This is a genomic window from Streptomyces sp. ALI-76-A, assembly GCF_030287445.1.
In the GTDB taxonomy this organism is placed as follows: Bacteria; Actinomycetota; Actinomycetes; order Streptomycetales; family Streptomycetaceae; genus Streptomyces.
In genome coordinates, this window is sequence record NZ_JASVWB010000002.1 from 2602422 (window position 1) to 2623850 (window position 21429).

Below are 21429 nucleotides of genomic sequence, written 5' to 3' on the forward strand. Positions count from 1 at the left end.
GAGCGACCGGAGCGACCGGAACCGGAACGACCGGGTCGGGCAGCTCCCGCAGGAACAGCGGACCCACGAAATCCGGCGGGGCCGACAGGTCCGGCAGGTCCGGCAGGTCCCGCGCATCCGCCACATCCCGTGCGTCCGACGGCCCCGGCGGATCCAGCAAGGCCGACCGGGACGGCGAAAGCACCCGCGCGCCCGCCACCGGCGCCGAAGAACCCGCCGCCGGAGCACCCGGTGCCGGAGCGGCCGGCCCGGCCGCCGACCCCCAGGACGTGGACCCCAAGGTCGCCGCCGCCGTGGCCGCCGCCGAGGCGGCCGGTCCGCAGAACGGCCAGTCCGTGCGTCTCGACAGCTGGATCTGGGCGGTCCGGCTGGTCAAGACCCGCTCCATGGGTGCCACCGCCTGCCGGGGCGGCCATGTCCGGGTGAACGGCGAGCGGGTGAAGCCCGCCTACTCCGTGCGCGTCGGCGACGAGGTGCGGGTGCGGCAGGAGGGCTGGGAGCGGGTCGTCGTCGTCAAGCGGCTGATCCGCAAACGGGTCGGTGCCCCGGTCGCCGCCCAGTGCTACGTCGACAACAGCCCGCCGCCTCCGCCCCGCGAGGCCGTCGCCCCGGCCGGCATCCGGGACCGCGGCGCGGGCCGCCCGACCAAGCGCGACCGCCGCGAACTGGAACGCCTGCGAGGACTGTTGGGAGGCGGCCGCCCCGAGGAATCCTGACTGTGGATGCCGGCCCCCCGGCCTGAGCGGGCGAACAGCGACCGTGACGACGGCGGTGGCGGTGGGGCCCCGGCGAAGCGCCAGGCCGCACACCACCACCGCCGCCGTCACCACCGCCGTACGAACGTCGTACAGCCGCGGAGCACGGGCATCCAGCCGTTCATCCCTGTCGCCGCACCAACCGCAGCAGCTGAGCGTTGCTGTCCCGCCGGGCCCAGGCGATCAGGGCGAGCGGCACGATCAGGATCAGCGGTGTCGCCGCGTTCTCCCCGTCGAAGGCGGTGATCGTCACGACGAACGCGCCCACCATCAGCGCGCTCAGCGCCACGGCCGCCACCGACTGGAGCACCGGGATCAACAGCGCGATGCCCCCGGCCAGTTCGAGGACACCGATGGCGTACATGCCGACGCTGCCCCAGCCCAGCTCGTCGAATCCCTCGGCGGCCGAGGGGTGCGCGATCAGCTTGGGCAGCGCGCTCGCGATCACGTAGAAGAGGGCGAGCAGCACCTGAAGGCCGCGCAGGGCGATCCGGGCACGGCGATCACGGGCGGTCGAGGACTCGGCGATGACAGTGCCGGAGGAAGCGGCGGGGACGGGAGCGGCGGTCTCGGACATCGGGGTCTCCTGTGGGAAGCGGTCCGTGGTGCTGTCGCAGAGGTAGACCGACCCGCGTCCGGAAACTCATCGCCGTCCGCCCGGCAACTCGCCCTCGCCCGACGGCCTACGGGGCGGGAACGGCCCGCACCCAGGTCCGGTCCTCCGTCAGATACCTGTCCACCTCCAGCCCCGCCTCGGCCAGCGCGTCCTCGAACTGCTGCGTCGTCAGCGGGCGGGCTCGGAACGTCTGGGTCCAGGTCGCGTCCGGGAACTCGTACTCCGCACGCACCTCGTTGACCCCGTCGCCGAGCGGCTCGGACGAGGCGACCCGCACGATGAAACCGCTGGGGTCGACCCGCTCGCGCGGCACGTTCGTGTGGTAGTCCTCGCCCTCGCGCTGGATGAGCACGCAGCCGTCCCGCGCGACATGACGGGAGCACGCGGCCAGCAGCCCCTGCCGTACCCGGACGTCTCCGGAGTGGACCAGGAACGACGCGAGCAGCACCACGTCGAACGTCTCCCCCAGGTGGAGATCCTCGATGGGGCTGCGTATCGTGCGCGCTCCGCGGACGCGCTCCAGCATCTCGGGGGACTCGTCCACCGCCGTGACCCGGAAGCCCCGTTCCAGCAGGGGATGGGTCATCCGCCCGACACCGCTGCCCAGTTCCAGGACGAGCGCCCCCGCCGGCACGGCCGCGGTGATGATGTCCGGCTCGGGCCCCGCGGGCAGCCGGGAGTAGAACTCGACCGCACAGCCGTCCGGGGTGATCGCCCCGGGCCCCGTCCCCTTGTGTCCCGTTCGGGTGTTCAGCTCCATGCCGGTCCAACGGCCCGTATCCGCACGGTCGTTCCCGTCCGGCCCGGATTCACCCGTCCGAGCTACAGCGGAAACCAGCCGTGCCCCATGTACCAGTGGCCGCCCGCCCGCAGATGGTCACCGACGGCCCGCTCCACGGACGTGCGCCGCGGCAGGCTCTCCACCTCCAGCTCCGGGTCCCCGAACACGAACCGGACCGGTTCCATGTCCGACGGCTCCGTGCCCTCGCGGGCGACGCGGAAGCGCTCCTGGAACCGGACGATGTTGGAGTCCTCGGACAGGTACCGCTTCAACTGCGGGTCGAGCAGCCAGGAGTGGCAGAGCACGGCCCGGTACCGCTCCTCCGGGTAGTACCGCGCGAAGAACTCCCCGGCCAGCGCCAGCGAGCGGTCGCAGGCGGCCGGGGACAGCGGGCCGAGGAAGTCGGGGACATGGAGGTTCAGACAGGGCGCGCCGAGGGCCACGTCCAGTCCGGCCGCCGCGAGCGCCCGCGCCGTACGCTCCCCGTGCCGCGCCCGTTCGAACTGCAGTCGGCCGAGCTGGTAGAGCTCGCCCCGGAAGTGGTGGGTGAGCCACCGCAGCGCCTCCACGCCCGCCCGGCCGTGCCGCCTGCGGTACACGGCCATGTTCCGGCCGAGGTCGGCGAGGGTGCGCCGGGAGACGTCGGCGGGGATGCCGCGCTCCCGGTGGTGGGCCCGGGCGTGGGGCAGTGCCGCCACGAACACGTACACGGGGAAGCAGCGCCGCAGGGCGCCGGACGCCCAGTCGAGCTCGGGCACGTCGACCGTGCCGCGGATCTCTCCCATGTCCCGGACGAGCGTCTCGACCGACGCCTCGAGGAACCGCAGCAGCTCGGGATCGTCCATGACCCGTCGGCCCATCCGGACGAGTTCGTCGATGTCCTCGTGCGGGACGGCCAGGTCCAGCAGCACCTCGGCCAGCTCATCGGCGTCCGGAAGCACGTGGCGACCCCTTGTCCGGACGCGTTGGTGGACGTCCCTTGCGAAGAGTACGTTGCGCGGAGGAGGAGTGATCCAGATGCGTACGGGCAGCGAACCGAGGACCGCGCGCAGTGCGCTGCGAGCGCGGTTCTGGCTGAGTGTGTGGGGCCTGATCTGGGCGACCGTCGGTACGGCCGCGTTCGCGCTGGCGGGGCGCCCCGGCTGGGCGATCGCCTGCGGGACGCTGTGGCTGGTGATCACGGTCGACCTGGCCCTCGTCACCAGGCACATCCGCCAGGGCCCGCACTACCAGCCGGGCCCCGGCGTCCCGCCGTACCAGCCCCCGGAGGACCGGCACCGTTAGCCGGCCGCCGTCAGACCACGGGCCGGCGCCGGTCGACGGTCATCCACCGAGGGCTCACCAGCCGTCCCGACCGGCACGGACGCCCCCGGCCCTCACGACTCGAAGCGAGCCGCCTTCAGGAACTCCGGCTTCGGATCCAGCGCGGCCGCCAGGCGGAAGTGGCGCCGGGCCTCGTCGGACCGGCCCTGACGCTCATAGGTCCGGGCGAGCGCGAAGTGCGCGAACGCGTTGTCCGGCTCGCGCTCCAGCACGATGGTGAACTCCAGCTCCGCGGGCCTGAGCTGCGCGGCGGCGAAGAAGGACCGCGCGCGCAGCAGCCGGGCCGCGGTGTTCTCCGGGTGGGCGGCGATCACCGAGTCGAGCAGCTTCACCGCGCCCCGCGGGTCCCGGGCGGCGAGCAACTGCTCGGCGGCACGGAAGTCGATGACATGCGTCTCCGGAGTACGTCCGGTCGATCCACTGGTCTCGGCCACGGCACAGTCCTTCCCTCACTCCAGGGGTTCAACGCCCGGACCGCGGAGCGCTATTCCTGAGGGGGCCGGGGCGTGTGGGCTCTGCGCAGCAGGTCGGCCCACACCTCCCGTACGCGTCGCCGCAGGTCGTCCAGGGGTACGTCGTTGTCGATGACGATGTCCGCGATCTCCAGGCGCTTCTCGCGGGTCGCCTGGGCGGCCATGCGCGCGCGGGCGTCCTCCTCGGTCATGCCGCGCAGCCGGACGAGGCGGTCGAGCTGGGTTTTGGGGCTCGCGTCGACGACGACCACGACGTCGTACAGCGGGGCGAGGCCGTTCTCCGTGAGGAGCGGGACGTCGTGGACGACGACGGCGTCCTCGGCGGCGGCGGTCTCCAGTTCGCGGGAGCGGGCGCCCACCAACGGATGGACGATCCCGTTCAGGACGGCGAGCTTGTCGGGGTCGGCGAAGACGATCGAGCCGAGCCGGGGCCGGTCCAGGCTGCCGTCGGCCGTCAGGATGTCCGGGCCGAACGCCTCGACGACCGAGGCGAGGCCGGGCGTCCCGGGCGCGACGACCTCCCGTGCGATCCGGTCGGCATCGATCAATACCGCGCCGCACTCCACGAGCAGCCGCGACACCTCGCTCTTTCCGGCACCGATACCGCCGGTCAGGCCCACTTTCAGCATGAGCCGAAGCTTAGGGCCTGCCACTGACAGCGGTCCCGGCGGGACGTGCGGCGGGACTCAGCCGTCGCCCTCCCGCTCCGCCAGGAACCGCTCGAACTCGCGGCCGATCTCGTCCGCCGAGGGGATCTCGACGGGCTCGGCGAGCATGTTGCCGCGGGTCTCGCCACCCGCGGCGGCGTCGTACTGGTGCTCGAGGCCCTGCACGAGCGCGACGAGGTCCTCGTCGCCCTCCTGGATCTGCCGGTCGATCTCGGTCTGCGTGCGGTGGGCGTCCGTGCGCAGGGCGTGCGCGATGCCCGGCAGGACCAGACCGGTCGCCGCCGTGATGGCCTCCAGGACGGTCAGTGCCGCGTCAGGGTACGGGGAGCGGGCGATGTAGTGCGGCACGTGCGCGGCGACACCCAGGACCTCGTGGCCGGCCTCCATGAGGCGGTACTCGACCAGGGACTCGGCGCTGCCGGGCACCTGGGCCTCCTCGAAGGGGCTGCGGTGACCGGGGACGAGGTCGTTGCGGTTGCCGTGCGGGGTGAGGCCCACCGGGCGGGTGTGCGGGACGCCCATGGGGATGCCGTGGAAGTTCACCGACAGGCGGACGCCGAGCCGCTCCACGATCTGCTGGACCGCCGCGGCGAATCGCTCCCACTCCACGTCCGGCTCGGGGCCCGACAGCAGCAGGAAGGGCGCTCCGGTGGCGTCCTGCACCAGCCGCACCTCGAGGGTGGGCTCCTCGTACTCGGCCCAGCGGTCGCGCTTGAACGTCAGCAGGGGGCGGCGGGCGCGGTAGTCGACCAGCCGGTCGTGGTCGAAGCGGGCGACGACCTGATGAGGCAGCGAGTCGAGCAGCCGGTCGACGATCTGGTCACCGGTCTCACCCGCGTCGATGTATCCGTCGAAGTGGTAGAGCATGACAAGTCCGGCCGACTCCTGGGCGAGCGCCATGTCGACCACGGCGAGGCCCTTCGGCTCCCATGCGTACAAACCCTGCGGATCAAGCACTGTGACCGCTCCTCCTCGTGTTCGTACTCCACAACGCGGCGCAGGACGTGGGCATTCCCGCCCGCGCCCCTGATCAGGCTCCTCCTCCGGGCTTTTCCTGCGCCGCGCCGGCGCGTCACCGGCCCGCGCGCGGGCAGCACGGTCGCGCGTGCACGACCGGGGAACCTCCGCCTGCTCGGTGACGACCCGTCAGCGACGACCGGTCCCCGGAAAACCCTGAAGGGCCGTACCTCGAAAGGTACGGCCCTTCAGCTAGCGGCTAAGCCTCAGCGGCAAGCGGTGTTCAGCTCTGGCCGCCGGCCAGCTTCTCGCGCAGCGCGGCAAGCGCCTCGTCCGAGGCCAGCGCACCAGAGGTGTCGGCGCCCTCGGAGGAGTACGAACCGCCGCCGCCACCGGACGCGGCCGGAGCCGGACCCGCGACGTCGGTACCCTCGGCAGCGGCCTTCTCGTCCGCTTCGCGGGACTTGATGACCTGCTGCTGGTGCTGCTCGAAGCGGGACTGCGCCTCGGCGTACTGGCGCTCCCACTCCTCGCGCTGCTTCTCGTACCCCTCGAGCCAGTCGTTGGTCTCGGGGTCGAAGCCCTCGGGGTAGATGTAGTTGCCCTGGTCGTCGTACGACGCGGCCATGCCGTACAGCGTCGGGTCGAACTCGACCGAGGCCGGGTCGGAGCCGAAGGACTCGTTGGCCTGCTTGAGGGACAGCGAGATCCGGCGACGCTCGAGGTCGATGTCGATGACCTTGACGAAGATCTCGTCGTTGACCTGGACGACCTGCTCCGGGATCTCCACGTGGCGCTCGGCCAGCTCGGAGATGTGGACCAGACCCTCGATGCCCTCGTCCACGCGGACGAACGCACCGAACGGAACCAGCTTCGTGACCTTGCCGGGCACGACCTGGCCGATCTGGTGGGTCCGGGCGAACTGCTGCCACGGGTCTTCCTGGGTCGCCTTCAGCGACAGGGAGACACGCTCGCGGTCCATGTCGACGTCGAGGACCTCGACGGTGACTTCCTGGCCGACCTCGACAACCTCGGAGGGGTGGTCGATGTGCTTCCAGGAGAGCTCCGAGACGTGGACCAGTCCGTCGACGCCACCCAGGTCCACGAAGGCACCGAAGTTGACGATCGAGGAGACGACGCCGGAACGGACCTGACCCTTCTGGAGGGTCGTGAGGAAGGTCTGGCGGACCTCGGACTGGGTCTGCTCGAGCCAGGCACGGCGGGACAGGACCACGTTGTTGCGGTTCTTGTCCAGCTCGATGATCTTGGCCTCGAGCTCCTTGCCCACGTAGGGCTGGAGGTCGCGGACACGGCGCATCTCGACGAGGGAAGCCGGCAGGAAGCCACGGAGGCCGATGTCGAGGATGAGACCACCCTTGACGACCTCGATGACGGTACCGGTGACGATGCCGTCCTCTTCCTTGATCTTCTCGATGGTGCCCCAGGCGCGCTCGTACTGGGCGCGCTTCTTCGAGAGGATCAGGCGGCCTTCCTTGTCCTCCTTCTGGAGAACAAGGGCTTCGATCTCGTCACCGACGGCGACGACCTCGTTGGGGTCGACGTCGTGCTTGATCGAGAGCTCGCGGCTCGGGATGACACCTTCGGTCTTGTAACCGATGTCGAGCAGGACCTCGTCCCGGTCGACCTTCACGATGACGCCGTCGACGATGTCGCCGTCGTTGAAGTACTTGATCGTCTCGTCGATCGCGGCGAGGAAGGCTTCCTCGTTACCGATGTCGTTGACCGCTACCTGCGGAGTGGTAGAGGTGGTCTCGGTGCTGCTCGTCATGTGGGAAAGGGCTCCGGTACGGACAGTGAGTCGTAGGTACTGCTTACGCCGGGAGCCCGTTTCGCTCTGAAGAAGCCGGACAGCCAAGGAAGCGCCACACAAAACCACTGGTGGCGCCTCGACAACCGAGGGGACATACAACAGATGCGAGCGCAGCCTGCTACGTCTGAGGAGCGCAGGCCCGCAGCGCAACTTGTAGCATACGGGGGCAGCCGGGCAGGGTCAATGCGCGAAGGCACCCACCCGGGGCGGATCGCCGCATACCCGGCACAAAACCTGTCTCGCGAGGCTACGCGGGCCCGGCGGCGCCCCATTCGTGACGTCCACCGCGGCAGGTCGGACGGAAGAGCCCGCAGACTAATACGAGGGAGCCGGTCATCCAAGAGCCCGAAGCGTCCGAGCCGGAAGTCACCCGGCGTGCGGCCGATGTCACCGAGAGTTCCCGGGCCAACCGGGGCTGGTGGGACCGCAACGCGGACGAGTACCAGGTCGAGCACGGCACGTTCCTCGGGGACGACCGTTTCGTGTGGGGTCCCGAGGGCCTCGACGAGGTGGAGGCCGAGCTGCTCGGCCCGCCGGAGGAACTGAAGGACAAACGCGTCCTGGAGATCGGCGCCGGCGCGGCGCAGTGCGCGCGCTGGTTGGCCGCGCAGGGAGCCCGTCCGGTCGCCCTGGACATCTCCCACCGCCAGCTCCAGCACGCCCTGCGCATCGGCGGGCCCTTCCCCCTGGTGTGCGCCGACGCGGGCGCGCTGCCCTTCGCGGACGGCTCCTTCGACCTGGCCTGCTCGGCGTACGGGGCGCTGCCCTTCGTCGCCGACCCGGTGCTGGTCCTCAAGGAGGTGCGCCGGACGCTGCGTCCCGGCGGCCGTTTCGTCTTCTCGGTGACGCATCCGATCCGCTGGGCCTTCCCGGACGAGCCCGGCCCGGAGGGGCTGACCGTCGCCGCCTCGTACTTCGACCGCACGCCCTACGTCGAGCAGGACGACGAGGGCCGCGCGGTGTACGTCGAGCACCACCGGACGCTGGGTGACCGGGTGCGTGACGTGGTGGCCGGGGGGTTCCGCCTGGTCGACCTGGTCGAACCGGAGTGGCCGGCCTGGAACACCGCCGAGTGGGGCGGCTGGTCACCGTTGCGCGGGAACCTGATCCCCGGGACGGCGATCTTCGTGTGCGAGCGGGACTGACCCGAACGAGCGGGCGTTCGCCCGAGCCGGCGGTCCTCGGGCGGCACTGAGCGGTGCTTTTCGGGTGGTGCTGAGCGGTACTGACGGAACGCACGCGCGCGTGGGGCCTCTTCGCCCGGCGTACGACACTGGGGGCGTGATCCGTTACGACGCTCTGGAAGCCCTTCCCGTACGCGGTGCCCTGCCGGGGCTGCGTGACGCCTTGGACGGCCACGGCACCGCCGTGCTCGTCGCGCCGCCCGGCACCGGCAAGACGACGCTGGTGCCGCTGGCGCTGGCGGGGCTGCTGGGCGAGGGGCCCGCGCGGCGGGTGGTCGTCGCCGAGCCGCGGCGGATCGCGGCCCGCGCCGCGGCGCGCCGGATGGCGTGGCTGCTGGGCGAGAAGGTCGGCGAGAGCGTCGGGTTCACCGTCCGCGGGGAGCGGGTGGTCGGGCTCCGCGCGCGCGTGGAGGTCGTCACGACAGGCGTGCTGTTGCAGCGGGTGCAGCGGGACCCGGAGCTGCCCGGGGTCGACGTGGTGGTGCTGGACGAGTGCCACGAGCGGCACCTGGACGCCGACACGGCGGCGGCGTTCCTGTGGGACGTGCGCGAGACGCTGCGGCCGGAGCTGCGGCTGGTGGCCGCTTCGGCCACCACGGACGCGGCCGGCTGGGCGCGGCTGCTGGGCGGGGCGCCGGTGGTGGAGGCCGCGGGTGTCTCGTATCCGGTGGAGGTGGTGTGGGCGCCGCCGACGCGGCCGGTCCGGCCGCCGCACGGGATGCGGGTCGATCCGGCCATGCTGACGCATGTGGCGTCGGTGGTGCGGCGGGCGCTGGCCGAGCGGGACGGGGACGTGCTGTGTTTCCTGCCGGGGGTGGGGGAGATCGCGCGGGTCGCCGGACAGCTGGGCGGCCTCGGCGCGGTGGACGTGCTCCAGGTGCACGGGCGGGCGCCGGCGGCCGTGCAGGACGCCGTGCTGGCTCCCGCCGAGCGGCGCCGGGTGGTGCTGGCGACCTCGGTGGCCGAGTCGTCGCTGACGGTTCCCGGGGTGCGGGTGGTCGTCGACTCGGGGCTGGCGCGGGAGCCGCGGGTGGACCACGCGCGCGGGCTGAGCGCGCTGGCGACGGTACGGGCCTCGCAGGCGGCGGGGCGGCAGCGGGCGGGGCGGGCCGGCCGGGAGGCGCCGGGGGCGGTGTACCGGTGCTGGACGGAGGCCGAGGACGCCCGTCTGCCGCGTTTCCCGTCCCCGGAGATCAAAGTGGCCGACCTGACGGCGTTCGCCTTGCAGGCGGCCTGCTGGGGGGATCCGGAGGCGTCCGGGCTGGCGCTGCTGGATCCGCCGCCGGGCGGGGCGATGGCGGCGGCCCGGTCGGTGCTGACGGCCGTGGGGGCGGTCGACGCCGACGGGCGGGCCACGGAGCGGGGAAGCCGGCTGGCCCGGCTCGGGCTGCATCCCCGGTTGGGGCGGGCGCTGCTGGACTCGGCGCCGCTGGTGGGTGCGGAGCGGGCCGCCGAGGTGGTCGCGCTGCTGAGCGAGGAGGCGCCCCGGGAGTACGGGGACGATCTGACGGCCGCCGTGCGCACGGCGCGTCGCGGGAGTGACGCGTACGGGGCGCGGTGGCGATCGGAGGTGCGGCGGCTGCGGGCCGTCGCCACGGAGTTCCCCGCCCACCCGGCGGGCGCGTGGGCGGCCGCCGGTGAGGACAGCGCGGTCGGGCTCGTCGCCGCTCTCGCGTTCCCCGAGCGGGTCGCCCGGGCCGACGGCGGGTCGTATCTCATGGTCTCCGGGACCCGGGCCGAGACCGGCGACGCCACGGGGCTGCGCGGGGCTTCCTGGATCGCCGTGGCCGTCGCCGACCGGCCGGTCGGCAAGGGGCACGCGCGCGTGCGGCTCGGGGCCGTGGTGGACGAGGAGGTCGCCCGGCTGGCGGCGGGGTCCCTGGCGCGGGTGCGGGACGAGGTGCGCTGGGCCGACGGGGACGTCGTCGCCCGGCGCGTCGAGCGGCTGGGGGCCGTGGAGCTGGCGGCGCGTCCGCTGCGCGACGCCGACCCCGGGCTCGTACGGGAGGCGCTGCTCGAAGGGCTGCGGCAGGAGGGGTTCGGGCTGCTGCGGTGGCCGGCCGATGCGGTCGTCCTGCGGCAGCGGCTCGCCTTTCTGCGGCTGCGGCTCGGGGAGCCGTGGCCCGACGTGTCCGACGACGCGCTGCACGCGCGCGTGGACGAGTGGCTGGAGCCCGAGCTGGGCCGGGCCCGGCGGCGCGCCGACCTCGCGCGGATCGACGCCGGCGCGGGGCTCGGCCGCCTGCTTCCCTGGGCCCGCGGGGACGCCGCCCGGCTCGACGAGCTGGCGCCCGAGCGGATCGCCGTACCGAGCGGGTCCAGGGTCCGGATCGACTACGGCGACCCCCAGCAGCCGGTCCTGGCCGTGAAGCTGCAGGAGATGTTCGGGCTTCAGGAGTCGCCCCGGGTCGCGGGGGTGCCGCTGCTCGTCCACCTGCTCTCCCCCGCCGGGCGGCCCGCCGCGGTCACCGCCGACCTCGCCTCCTTCTGGAAGGACGGCTACAAGGACGTACGGGCGGAGCTGCGCGGCCGGTATCCGAGGCATCCGTGGCCCGAGGACCCGGCGTCCGCGGAGCCGACGCGGTACACCAACGCCCGGCTCAGGCGGTGACCGGCTCCGGTTCCGTGGTCGGGGCGGGGGCCGGGTCGCGGCGGCCGCGGGCCTCCAGGTAGAGGGAGAGGGACAGCAGCACGGCGCCGAGGACGAGGAAGCCCCAGGGGAGGTACGACGTCAGCAGCAGGATCAGGGTGCGGTTGGACGTGACCAGGTCGACGGTGTGGTCGATGTAGTCCTCGCGCATCTTCACGTGCCCGGCGAACGCCGTCACCTTGTCGCGGTCGCCGAGGAGGGTGCCGCCGCGCAGTTCCTCCCGGTGGATCTCCTCGCCGTAGACGGGCGCGCCGGTCAGGGGTTCGACCCAGAACTTGCGGACCGTGGTGTACCAGCGGGTCGTGCCGGTCTCGGCGATCGTCTCCGGGGTGATGCCCTCGACGGGCAGCGTCTTGGGGAACGGCACCTTGGTCCAGGGGATGGTCTGCTCGAAGTAGTAGACCTCGACGCCCCGGAAGTCCTGGGTGCCCCGGTAGTGGATGGGGGCCGTCACACGGGCCTGCGCGTCGAAGTACTCGTAGTCCCGTTTCTCCGTCAGGAACGGCCACTTGAACTCGATGCCCTGCCGTTCGACCGGGTCGCCGTCGACCATCTCGCCGTCGGCGTGGACGGGTTCCTGGGTGTGGGCGTCGAAGATGTACCGCTCGGGGATCTCGGAGACCATCTTGCCGTCGGGGCCCTGGACGTACGACAGGCCGTCCCAGACGACGACGTCCCGGCCGGCCGTCTTCTCGATCCGCTCGGAGGCCTCGACGTTGCCCTTCAGGGTCTGCACGATGGTGACCTTGGGGACCTTCTCGGCCTTCATCGTGCCGTAGTCGAGCAGGGTGGCGTCCCTCGCCTCCAGGACCATGTCCTGGTAATGGTGCGCCGGGACCTTGGCGAGGCGGGGGTAGGCGTACCAGCGCAGCAGTGGGGACAACGCCGCGAAGAACACGGCGAGGGCGAGCAGGATCAGGCTGGCCTTGCGGCGCATCTCGGCCTCCCTCCCGGGTGGTTACGGATGTGCGGGCACCGTCGTCAGCAGCGGTTTCGGGGACGTCCTTCCCGTCGGCGAGCCCATGGCCGTGATCGTGAGGACCAGGGCGAGCGCGACGGCGAGACCGGTCACGGCGGCGATCAGGGCGCGCATGCCTGCCTCCGGGAACTGGAGCTGATACATCGTCAGGTCCGGCACCGTAGCAACGGGCGGGCGAGATGAGAACAGGTCGCGCACGACGGCGGCACACACGGCGGCGGCGCCCCTCCGTGGGAGGGGCGCCGCCGCCGTGTGTGCCGGGAACCGCTACGCGGAGGGACTCGTCGACGGGCTCGTGGACGGGCTCTGCGACGAGTCCGCCGACGGGCTCGGCGCCGGCGTCTCGGCCGCCGCTACGGTCAGCCGCACGTCGAGCGCCGCGCCGCCCGCGGTGGTGATGCGGAGCAGGTACGTGCCGGCGGCGTCGTCGGCGTACAGCTTCGGCAGCTTCAGCAGGCCGTCGGCGTCGGTCCTCAGGCCCGTGAGGGTGCGTACGGCCTTGCCGTCGGCGTCCTTGAAGTAGGGGCCCTTGTCGTTCTCGGCCGGGTCGAGCGCCGACGTGATCAGGGTGGCGGTGGCCGCCACCTTGTCCGCGGCCTCGCCGTTGTCCGTGGCCTTCACCTCGACCTGGTCGGCGAACTCGCCGCCTGCCACGCAGGTCAGCGCGGTGTCGCTGGTGCGGGTGAGGGCGTCGGCGGTGCGCTCGGTGACCGTGGCCGTGTAGTCGACGCCGTCGACCGTGCGGCCGACGACGGTGGCGCGGACGGTGAAGCCGCCCGTCTTCTCGCCCGCCCGGAGCGCGGGCGCGACGGCCACACCGGTGGCGTTGGTGACGATCGTGGCCACGCTCTCGCCGTTGGTGAAGGTGGCGTCGGTAGCGCCGGCGATCGTGAAGCGGACCCGGACCTTGGCGACGGCCTCGCCGGCCTTGGTCTCGGCGCGGGTGCTGATCCTCTTGGCGAACGTCTCCCCGGCCGTCGCGGTGAGCTTGGCGGTGCCCGCGTCCTCCAGGTGGTCCACCGTGTCGGTGGGGGTCTGGGGGGCGGTGGGAGGCGGCGTGGTCGACGGGGGCGGGGTGACCGGCGGGGGCGGGGTGGGACTCTGGGAGCCGCCGCCGGGCTTGCTGGGCTTGGCCGGCTTGCCGGGCTTGCCGGGTGTGCCGGGTGTGCCGGGCCTGGTCGTGGCCGGCGACGACGGCCGGGTGGCCGGCGGGGTGTCGCCGCCGGTGCGGCCGACGGGCAGGCTGCCGGTGCCGTCGGGGATCTCGTGGGTGCCCTCGCGGTAGAACTCCAGCCACGACAGGACCGTGTTCAGGTACTCCCGCGAGTTGTTGTAGCTGAGGATCGCCCGCTCGCGGTCGGACGGGGTGGACAGGTCCCAGCCGAAGCGGCACAGGTAGTGGCCGGCCGCGAGCGCGGCGTCGTAGACGTTGTTGGGGTTCTTGACGCCGTCGCCGTTGCCGTCGCGGCCCGCCCACGCCCAGGTGGACGGGATGAACTGCATGGGGCCGACGGCCTGGTCGTACGTGCTGTTGCCGTCGTACGCGCCGTTGTCGGTGTCCTTGATCAGCGCGAAGCCGTTGCCGTCGAGCTGCGGGCCGAGGATCGGGGAGATGGTGGTGCCGTCCGCGGTGACCTTGCCGCCGCGGGCCTGGCCCGACTCGACCCAGCCGATGGCGGCGAGGAGTTCCCAGGGCAGGTTGCAGCCGGGCTTGGACGCCTGCAACTCGGCCGCGGCCTTCTTGTACGCGTCCAGGACGGTCGCGGGGATGCCCGCCTCGCCCGTCCCCGGGGAGCTGGGGGTGCCGACGGTCGGCGAGGGGCTGGGCGTGTTGAGCGGCGGCAGGTCCGTGTAGTACTGCGAGTCGGTCGCGCCGTCGTCGGCGGTCACATCGGGTGAGGTCTCGGCGCCGGTGGTGGCCGGTCGGCTCTGGTCGTCGGCCGTCACCCCCGGAGCCTGAGAGGCGGACAGGGCCGCGACCGCGACCGCGGCCACGGCGGTGGTTGCCGCCCCCTTGCACAGCCTCCTGCCGAATTGCGCCGCCATAGAGTGAATCCTCCCGTGGACGCCCCAGCGCCCGTCTCTGCCTGTCGGTCTCGCTCTGTTGTGACGAACGACCCGCGGTGCGGGTTGCCCCCGTCACGCCTGCGTCTGCTCCGTCACGCCGTTATATGCACTGTCACGCCGTTATGTGCCCTGTTCGTGTGTTCGGCCGTGCCGCCCGCGCGGCGACCCAGGCGACCCTACGACAACTTCCTTTGCGCGGGCACCCGTTCGCGCCCGGTTTTCACCAGTTGGCCATGTGTGATCGTGCCCCGCTCGCGGCGGGCCATGTCACGCATACTGGGCTTCGCCGATCACCGGGCCTCCCGGCCCCTGCCAACACCTGTCGCGAGGAGCCCCGTTGCCGTTCACTCTGAGCCATGCCGCGGCCGTTCTGCCCGCCGTGCGCAGCGACGGAAGCGGCCGTGGGCAACTCGTGCCGGCCGTGCTCGTGGCGGGTTCCTTCGCGCCCGACATGACCTACTACGCGGCGAGTGCGGCGTCCGGGGCCATGGAGTTCGGCGAGGTGACCCATTCCTTCCCGGGTGTCCTCACGGTCGACGTGCTGGTCGCCTGGGCATTGGTCGCACTGTGGCTGCTGGTGCGCGAACCACTGGTCGCCCTGCTGCCGCGGGCCCGGCAGGGCAGGGTGGCGGCACTCCTGCGCTGCGGGGCGCCCCGCGCGCGTGTACGGCCGTCCTCGGTGCTGTGGTGGTACGTGTCCGCCGTGCTCGGGGCGCTGACCCACGTCGTGTGGGACGCGTTCACCCACCTCGACCGGTGGGGCATGCGGCTGTTTCCCGTGCTGGGCGAGCACCTGGCGGGCTTCCCTCTGTACTGGTACCTCCAGTACGGCGGTTCGGCGGTCGCCGCCCTCGGGATAGCGGTGTTCGTGACCCGCGCGCTGCGGCGCGCGCCCGCGACGGCTCCGGCGGTGGGGGTTCCGCTGCTGTCGGTGCGGGACCGGTGGTGGGCCGGGATCGTGATCGGCGGCTGCGCGGTCCTCGCGGCGACGCAGCGGGCGACGCGGTGGTGGGACTACTGGGGCTCCACCGCGAAGCCCTGGGAACTGATCCCGACGCTCTGCTTCGGTGGGGGGGCGGGACTTGTGCTGGGCGTACTGCTGTACGCCGTCGGCGTCAGGCTGTGGCGTCCGGCCCGGGTCATCCGCGAGGCGGACGTAGGGTCCGAGGAGCGGAGCCGGCCGGCCGCTCGGTGACACCGGTGAGCACGGCGCGGGCGCGCAGCGGCCGCCACCGTGACACCACGGCGAGCGCCGAGGTGAGCCGCCCACGGAACGCCGTCCCCGGATGGAAAGGCACCGCGGCGGCGGCCTCGGTGACTCTGCGGAGGGTCGTCCCGAGGTCGGCGGGGAGGCGGGCGGTGCTCGCGGCGGCCGCCACGGCCGGGACCGGTGGAGGCGGCGGCGACGGGGCCGAGTCGGCGTGCGTCCATGCCTGCGTCCATGCGTGGGTCGTCCGGCGGCGGAGCATGCGTATACCCATGCCCGCATCCTTGCGGGAGGGGACGGCGCGGGGCGCCTTCGCAAGGGCCACGCGAGTGACGGGGCCGCCGGGGCGGGGCTTCCCGGGCTGCGGCTGTCCGGGGCACGGCCTTCCGCGCTGCGGTTCTCTGGCGCGTGCCTTTCCACGCCACGGCTTTCCGCCGGGCGGCGGTCGGGCCGTGTCGACCTGGGCAGGGCCCCCGGCAACTCGCACCGAGGGCCCCTTCGTCACTGGCCGGTCGAACCCGCACCCCGCCGGGAAGCGAGCCCACCCAGCGGTCGGACCGTGAGGACCGGGCAGAACCCCCGGCCCATCTCCGCCGTGGCCCCTGCGGTCACTCACCCGGGTCGAACCCGCACCCCGCCGGGACGCTAGTGCGCCGCCGATTCCCAGTCGGGGCCCGAGCCCACCGAGACGTCCAGGGGGGCTCGGAGGTGGACCGCGCCCGCCATTTCGCGGCGGACCAGTTCCTCCACGGGCTCGCGCTCGCCGGGGGCGATCTCCAGGACGATCTCGTCGTGGACCTGGAGGAGCATGCGGGACCCGAGGTCCGCCTCGCGCAGGGCCCTGTCCACGTTCAGCATGGCGATCTTGACGATGTCCGCGGCCGTGCCCTGGATCGGCGCGTTGAGGGCCATGCGCTCGGCCGCCTCACGACGCTGGCGGTTGTCGCTGTTGAGGTCGGGGAGGTAGCGGCGGCGCCCGAAGAGCGTCGCCGTGTAGCCCGTCGCCCGCGCCTCGTCGACGGCCCGGCGCAGATAGTCCCGGACGCCGCCGAACCGCTCGAAGTACGCGTCCATCAGGGCGCGGGCCTCGGCCGCCTCGATGTTCAGCTGCTGGGACAGACCGAACGCCGACAGACCGTAGGCCAGGCCGTACGACATCGCCTTGATCTTGCGGCGCATCTCCGCGTCCACCGCGCCCCGCTCGACCCCGAACACCTGCGCGGCGGCCGTGGTGTGCAGGTCCTCGCCGGAGGTGAACGCCTCGATCAGGCCCGCGTCCTCGGACAGGTGGGCCATCACCCGCAGTTCGATCTGGCTGTAGTCGGCCGTCATCAGCGACTCGAAGCCCTCGCCCACGACGAAGCCGCGGCGGATCGCCCGCCCCTCGTCGGTACGGACCGGGATGTTCTGCAGGTTGGGGTCCGTGGACGACAGGCGGCCGGTCGCGGCGACCGTCTGGTTGAAGCTGGTGTGGATGCGGCCGTCCACGGCGATCGTCTTGATCAGGCCCTCGACGGTGACCCGCAGCTTGGCCTGCTCGCGGTGCCGGAGCATGATCACCGGCAGTTCGTTGTCCGTCTGCGTGGCCAGCCAGGCCAGCGCGTCGGCGTCGGTGGTGTAGCCCGTCTTGGTCTTCTTCGTCTTGGGCAGACCGAGTTCACCGAAGAGGACCTCCTGGAGCTGCTTGGGCGAGCCGAGGTTGAACTCGTGCCCCGCCGCCGCGTGCGCCTCCTTCACGGCCTGCTGCACGGCGCCCGCGAACATCTGCTCCATGGCCTCCAGGTGCGCCCGGTCGGCGGCGATGCCGTGCCGCTCCATCCGGGCCAGCAGGGCGGAGGTGGGCAGCTCCACGTCCCGCAGGAGTTCCGCGGCGCCGACCTCCTGAAGGCGCGTGCCGAACGCCTCGCCCAGGTCGAGGACGGCGCGGGCCTGGATCATCAGGGACTCGGCCTCCGCCCCCTCGTCGGTGCCGAAGGCGAGCTGCCCGTCGGCCGCGGCGGCGGGGGCCAGCTCACGGTGCAGGTACTCCAGGGACAGCGCGTCCAGGTCGAAGGAGCGACGGCCCGGCTTGACCAGGTAGGCGGCCAGCGCCGTGTCCATGGTGACGCCGTCGACGGTCCAGCCGTGCTCGGCGAAGACCCGCATCGCGCCCTTGGCGTTGTGCAGGATCTTGGGCCGGCCGGCGTCGGCCAGCCAGGCGGCGAACGCCGTCTCGTCGGCCTCGTCCAGCTGGGAGGGGTCGAACCAGGCGGCCGCTCCCCCGCCGGCGGCGAGCGCGACCTCGGCGACCGAGCCGACGCCGAGCGCCCAGGTGTCCACCGTGGCCATACCGAGGACCTCGGTGGCGTGCTCCGTGAGCCAGGGGGCCAGCTCACCGGTGCCGAGCACGGTGCCGTCCACCTCCACGCCGTCCGCGACGACCGGTGTCGTCTCGGCCTCCTCGGCACCCGGGTCGACGGCCAGCAGCCGCTCCCGCAGCGAGGGATTGCGGATCTCCAGGGTGTCGAGGACCATCGCGAGCGCCTTGCGGTCGTACGGCGCGCGCTCCAGGTCGGCGACGGTCCTGGGCAGCTCCACGGTGCGGACCATCTCGGTCAGCCGCCGGTTGAGCTTGACGGCCTCCAGGTGGTCGCGCAGGTTCTGCCCGGCCTTGCCCTTGACCTCGTCGACGCGCTCGACCAGCTCCGCGAACGAGCCGAACTGGTTGATCCACTTCGCGGCCGTCTTCTCACCGACGCCCGGGATGCCCGGCAGGTTGTCGGACGGGTCGCCGCGCAGCGCCGCGAAGTCGGGGTACTGCGCGGGCGTCAGTCCGTACTTCTCGAACACCTTCTCCGGAGTGAACCGGGTCAGCTCCGAGACGCCCTTCGTCGGATACAGCACGGTCGTGTGCTCGCTGACCAGTTGGAAGGAGTCACGGTCGCCGGTGACGATCAGCACCTCGAAGCCCTCGGCCTCGGCCTGGGTGGCGAGCGTGGCGATGATGTCGTCCGCCTCGAAGCCGTCGACGGCGAACCGCTGCGCGTTCATCGTGTCGAGGAGCTCGCCGATCAGCTCGACCTGCCCCTTGAACTCGTCCGGGGTCTTGGAGCGGTTGGCCTTGTACTCCGTGAACTCCTCGGAGCGCCAGGTCTTGCGCGAGACGTCGAAGGCCACCGCGAAGTGCGTGGGCGCCTCGTCACGCAGGGTGTTGGCCAGCATCGACGCGAAGCCGTAGATCGCGTTCGTCGGCTGACCCGTCGCGGTCGTGAAGTTCTCCGCGGGCAGCGCGAAGAACGCGCGGTAGGCCAGCGAGTGCCCGTCCATGAGCATCAGGCGAGGACGGCTGCCGCCGGGGTTGGTGTCGGTCTTCTTCGATGCTGTTTCTGCCACGCCCCCGATCCTGCCACGTGCCACTGACAGCCGGACCCGCCCGCCGCCCGCACACCGCCCTCACCGGTCGCTGTTCCCGGCCGCCGTCACCCGCCCTCGGCCACCGCGGCCGGCAGGCCCCGGCGAAAGCGACGCCGCCGTCCCGCGTCCGCCGCCGGCCGCCCACCGGCCCGCCGCCCGCCCGCCATCGATGTCGGTGTCGCGTGCGAGGATCGCAGAGGCAGCCGCGGAGGCCGCGGCCGCGGACGTAGCGCACACGCCAGCGAAGGAGAGCGCCGCGATGGCAAGGAAGCCGCCCAAGGCAGATCCGGTCCAGGACGCGCCGCAGGTCGCCGAGCCGAAGCACGCGGCGGCGGGGATCACGGCCATCGGGCACAGCCTGCGCGTCGCACGGCAGCAGATGGGCGTCAAGCGCACCGCGCTGACCCTGCTGCGCGTCAACCAGAAGGACGGCTTCGACTGCCCGGGCTGCGCCTGGCCGGAGCCGGAGCACCGGCACGCGGCGGAGTTCTGCGAGAACGGCGCGAAGGCGGTCGCCGAGGAGGCCACCCTGCGCCGGGTCACCCCGGAGTTCTTCGCCGCGCACTCCGTCGCCGATCTCGCCACCAGGAGCGGCTACTGGCTGGGACAGCAGGGGCGGCTCACCCACCCCGTGTACCTCCCCGAAGGCGGCGAGCACTACGAGCCGGTGACCTGGGAGCGCGCCTTCGACATCATCGCCGAGGAGATCACCGCCCTCTCCTCGCCCGACGAGGCCCTCTTCTACACCTCCGGACGCACCAGCAACGAGGCCGCGTTCCTCTACCAGCTCTTCGCCCGCGAACTCGGCACCAACAACCTGCCCGACTGCTCCAACATGTGCCACGAGTCGTCCGGCTCGGCCCTGTCCGAGACGCTCGGCGTCGGCAAGGGCAGCGTCCTGCTGGAGGACCTCCACCAGGCCGACCTGATCATCGTCGCCGGCCAGAACCCCGGCACCAACCACCCCCGCATGCTCTCCGCCCTGGAGCAGGCCAAGGCGGGCGGCGCGCGGATCATCAGCGTCAACCCGCTGCCCGAGGCCGGCCTGGAGCGCTTCAAGAACCCGCAGACCCCCAAGGGCCTCACCACCGGCGCCGCGCTCACCGACCTGTTCCTCCAGATCCGCATCGGCGGCGACCAGGCCCTCTTCCGCCTCCTGAACAGACTGATCCTGGAGACCGACGGCGCGGTCGACGAGCAGTTCGTGCGGGAACACACCCACGGATACGAGGAGTTCGCCGCCCAGGCCCGCGCCGCCGACTGGGACGAGACCCTCACCGCGACCGGTCTCACCCGCGAGCAGATCGAGGAGGCCCTCGCCATGGTGCTCGCCTCGCAGCGCACCATCGTGTGCTGGGCCATGGGCCTCACCCAGCACAAGCACTCCGTGCCGACCATCCGCGAGGTCGTCAACTTCCTCCTCCTGCGCGGCAACATCGGTCGCCCGGGCGCGGGCGTGTGCCCGGTGCGCGGCCACTCGAACGTGCAGGGCGACCGCACGATGGGCATCTTCGAACGCCCCGCCCCCGCCTTCCTGGACGCCCTGGAGAAGGAGTTCGGCTTCGCGCCGCCCCGCCACCACGGCTACGACGTCGTACGGGCCATCCGCGCCCTGCGCGACGGCGAGGCCAAGGTCTTCTTCGCCATGGGCGGCAACTTCGTCTCCGCCTCCCCCGACACCGAGGTCACCGAAGCGGCCATGCGCCGGGCCCGGCTCACCGTGCACGTGTCGACCAAGCTCAACCGCTCGCACGCGATCACCGGCACGCGTGCGCTCGTCCTGCCGACGCTCGGCCGCACCGAACGCGACCTTCAGGGCAGCGGCGAGCAGTTCGTGACCGTCGAGGACTCCATGGGCATGGTGCACGCCTCCCGCGGCCGCCTCCGGCCCGCGAGCGCGCACCTGCTGTCCGAACCGGCGATCGTGTGCCGCCTGGCCCGCCGGGTGCTCGGCGCGGACAGCAAGGTGCCCTGGGAGGAGTTCGAGAAGGACTACGCCACGATCCGCGACCGCATCGCACGCGTGATCCCCGGCTTCCAGGACTTCAACGCGCGCGTGGCACACCCCGGCGGCTTCGCCCTGCCCCACGCCCCGCGCGACGAGCGCCGCTTCCCCACCGCCACCGGCAAGGCCAACTTCACGGCCGCGCCCGTGGAGTACCCCGAGCTGCCCGAGGGCCGCCTCCTGCTCCAGACACTGCGCTCGCACGACCAGTACAACACCACCATCTACGGCCTCGACGACCGCTACCGCGGCATCAGGAACGGGCGCCGCGTGGTCATGGTCCACCCCGAGGACGCACGGGCGCTCGACGTGGCCGACGGGTCGTACGTCGACCTGGTCAGCGAGTGGAAGGACGGCGTCGAGCGGCGGGCGCCCGGCTTCCGGGTCGTGCACTACCCGACCGCGCGCGGGTGCGCGGCCGCCTACTACCCCGAGACCAACGTGCTCGTGCCGCTGGACGCCACCGCGGACATCAGCAACACCCCGGCCAGCAAGTCCGTCGTCGTACGTCTGGAACAATCGGCGACCGACTGAGCGTTT

17 protein-coding genes are annotated in these 21429 nt (G+C 72.4%); 6 read left to right on the forward strand and 11 right to left on the reverse strand.

Annotated features, from left to right (window positions below; genetic code table 11):
* The first annotated feature begins 269 nt into the window (after positions 1–269).
* Positions 270–716, forward strand: a complete 447-nt coding sequence (locus tag QQS16_RS12695) for an RNA-binding S4 domain-containing protein (RefSeq protein ID WP_502963903.1) — start codon at positions 270–272, stop codon at positions 714–716.
* A 160-nt stretch (positions 717–876) separates the two neighbouring features.
* On the opposite strand, the gene QQS16_RS12700 is transcribed toward QQS16_RS12695, so the two are convergent.
* The 3 genes from QQS16_RS12700 to QQS16_RS12710 form a co-directional block, all read right to left on the reverse strand.
* The gene (locus QQS16_RS12700; protein WP_286061741.1) at positions 877–1332 is read right to left on the reverse strand and encodes a DoxX family protein; all 456 of its coding nucleotides are present in this window, start codon (positions 1330–1332) and stop codon (positions 877–879) included.
* Between the two features lie 106 nt (positions 1333–1438).
* A complete protein-coding gene (locus QQS16_RS12705) occupies positions 1439–2131 on the reverse strand; it encodes a class I SAM-dependent methyltransferase (RefSeq protein ID WP_286061742.1) in 693 nt (230 codons plus the stop codon).
* A 62-nt stretch (positions 2132–2193) separates the two neighbouring features.
* Positions 2194–3093, reverse strand: coding sequence for an acyltransferase domain-containing protein (locus tag QQS16_RS12710; RefSeq protein ID WP_286061743.1), 900 nt, complete (start codon positions 3091–3093; stop codon positions 2194–2196).
* 76 nt (positions 3094–3169) lie between these two features.
* On the opposite strand from QQS16_RS12710, the gene QQS16_RS12715 reads away from it, so the two are divergent.
* Entirely contained in the window at positions 3170–3436 is a 267-nt protein-coding gene (locus QQS16_RS12715) for a DUF6343 family protein (RefSeq protein WP_286061744.1), read from the forward strand.
* Between the two features lie 92 nt (positions 3437–3528).
* Here QQS16_RS12715 and QQS16_RS12720 read toward each other — a convergent pair whose 3' ends face one another.
* The 4 genes from QQS16_RS12720 to rpsA all read right to left on the reverse strand — a co-directional run bounded on the left by QQS16_RS12720 (position 3529) and on the right by rpsA (position 7362).
* Positions 3529–3909, reverse strand: coding sequence for a tetratricopeptide repeat protein (locus QQS16_RS12720; RefSeq protein ID WP_286061745.1), 381 nt, complete (start codon positions 3907–3909; stop codon positions 3529–3531).
* Positions 3910–3959: 50 nt separating this feature from the next.
* Positions 3960–4577 (reverse strand): dephospho-CoA kinase, encoded by a 618-nt coding sequence (coaE, locus tag QQS16_RS12725; RefSeq protein WP_286061746.1) that lies wholly within the window; start codon positions 4575–4577, stop codon positions 3960–3962.
* Positions 4578–4634: 57 nt separating this feature from the next.
* Positions 4635–5573, reverse strand: a complete 939-nt coding sequence (locus QQS16_RS12730) for a PAC2 family protein (protein ID WP_286061747.1) — start codon at positions 5571–5573, stop codon at positions 4635–4637.
* Between the two features lie 283 nt (positions 5574–5856).
* A complete protein-coding gene (gene rpsA, locus QQS16_RS12735; protein WP_286061748.1) occupies positions 5857–7362 on the reverse strand; it encodes a 30S ribosomal protein S1 in 1506 nt (501 codons plus the stop codon).
* 377 nt (positions 7363–7739) lie between these two features.
* Here rpsA and QQS16_RS12740 point away from each other — a divergent pair, with 377 nt between their 5' ends.
* Positions 7740–8549 carry a class I SAM-dependent methyltransferase gene (locus tag QQS16_RS12740; protein WP_286066303.1) on the forward strand — a complete coding sequence of 270 codons (810 nt, stop codon included), beginning with the start codon at positions 7740–7742 and terminating at the stop codon, positions 8547–8549.
* Positions 8550–8685: 136 nt separating this feature from the next.
* Positions 8686–11199, forward strand: a complete 2514-nt coding sequence (gene hrpB, locus QQS16_RS12745; protein WP_286061749.1) for an ATP-dependent helicase HrpB — start codon at positions 8686–8688, stop codon at positions 11197–11199.
* Here the strand turns inward: hrpB and pgfA are convergent.
* The 3 genes from pgfA to QQS16_RS12760 form a co-directional block, all read right to left on the reverse strand.
* Entirely contained in the window at positions 11189–12175 is a 987-nt protein-coding gene (pgfA, locus tag QQS16_RS12750; RefSeq protein WP_286061750.1) for a cell envelope lipid trafficking protein PgfA, read from the reverse strand. The two genes, hrpB and pgfA, sit on opposite strands and share 11 nt — an antisense overlap.
* Positions 12176–12196: 21 nt before the next feature.
* Entirely contained in the window at positions 12197–12331 is a 135-nt protein-coding gene (locus QQS16_RS12755; protein WP_286066304.1) for an SPW_0924 family protein, read from the reverse strand.
* Positions 12332–12484: 153 nt separating this feature from the next.
* A complete protein-coding gene (locus QQS16_RS12760) occupies positions 12485–14263 on the reverse strand; it encodes a lytic transglycosylase domain-containing protein (RefSeq protein WP_286061751.1) in 1779 nt (592 codons plus the stop codon).
* 358 nt (positions 14264–14621) lie between these two features.
* Between QQS16_RS12760 and QQS16_RS12765 the strand changes: the two genes are divergently transcribed.
* Positions 14622–15479, forward strand: a complete 858-nt coding sequence (locus tag QQS16_RS12765) for a DUF4184 family protein (protein WP_286061752.1) — start codon at positions 14622–14624, stop codon at positions 15477–15479.
* A 657-nt stretch (positions 15480–16136) separates the two neighbouring features.
* Here the strand turns inward: QQS16_RS12765 and polA are convergent.
* Complete coding sequence (gene polA / locus QQS16_RS12770) at positions 16137–18863, reverse strand: DNA polymerase I (protein ID WP_286061753.1); 2727 nt, start codon at positions 18861–18863, stop codon at positions 16137–16139.
* 280 nt (positions 18864–19143) lie between these two features.
* Between polA and QQS16_RS12775 the strand changes: the two genes are divergently transcribed.
* Positions 19144–21423, forward strand: coding sequence for an FdhF/YdeP family oxidoreductase (locus tag QQS16_RS12775; RefSeq protein WP_286061754.1), 2280 nt, complete (start codon positions 19144–19146; stop codon positions 21421–21423).
* Positions 21424–21429: the final 6 nt, after the last annotated feature.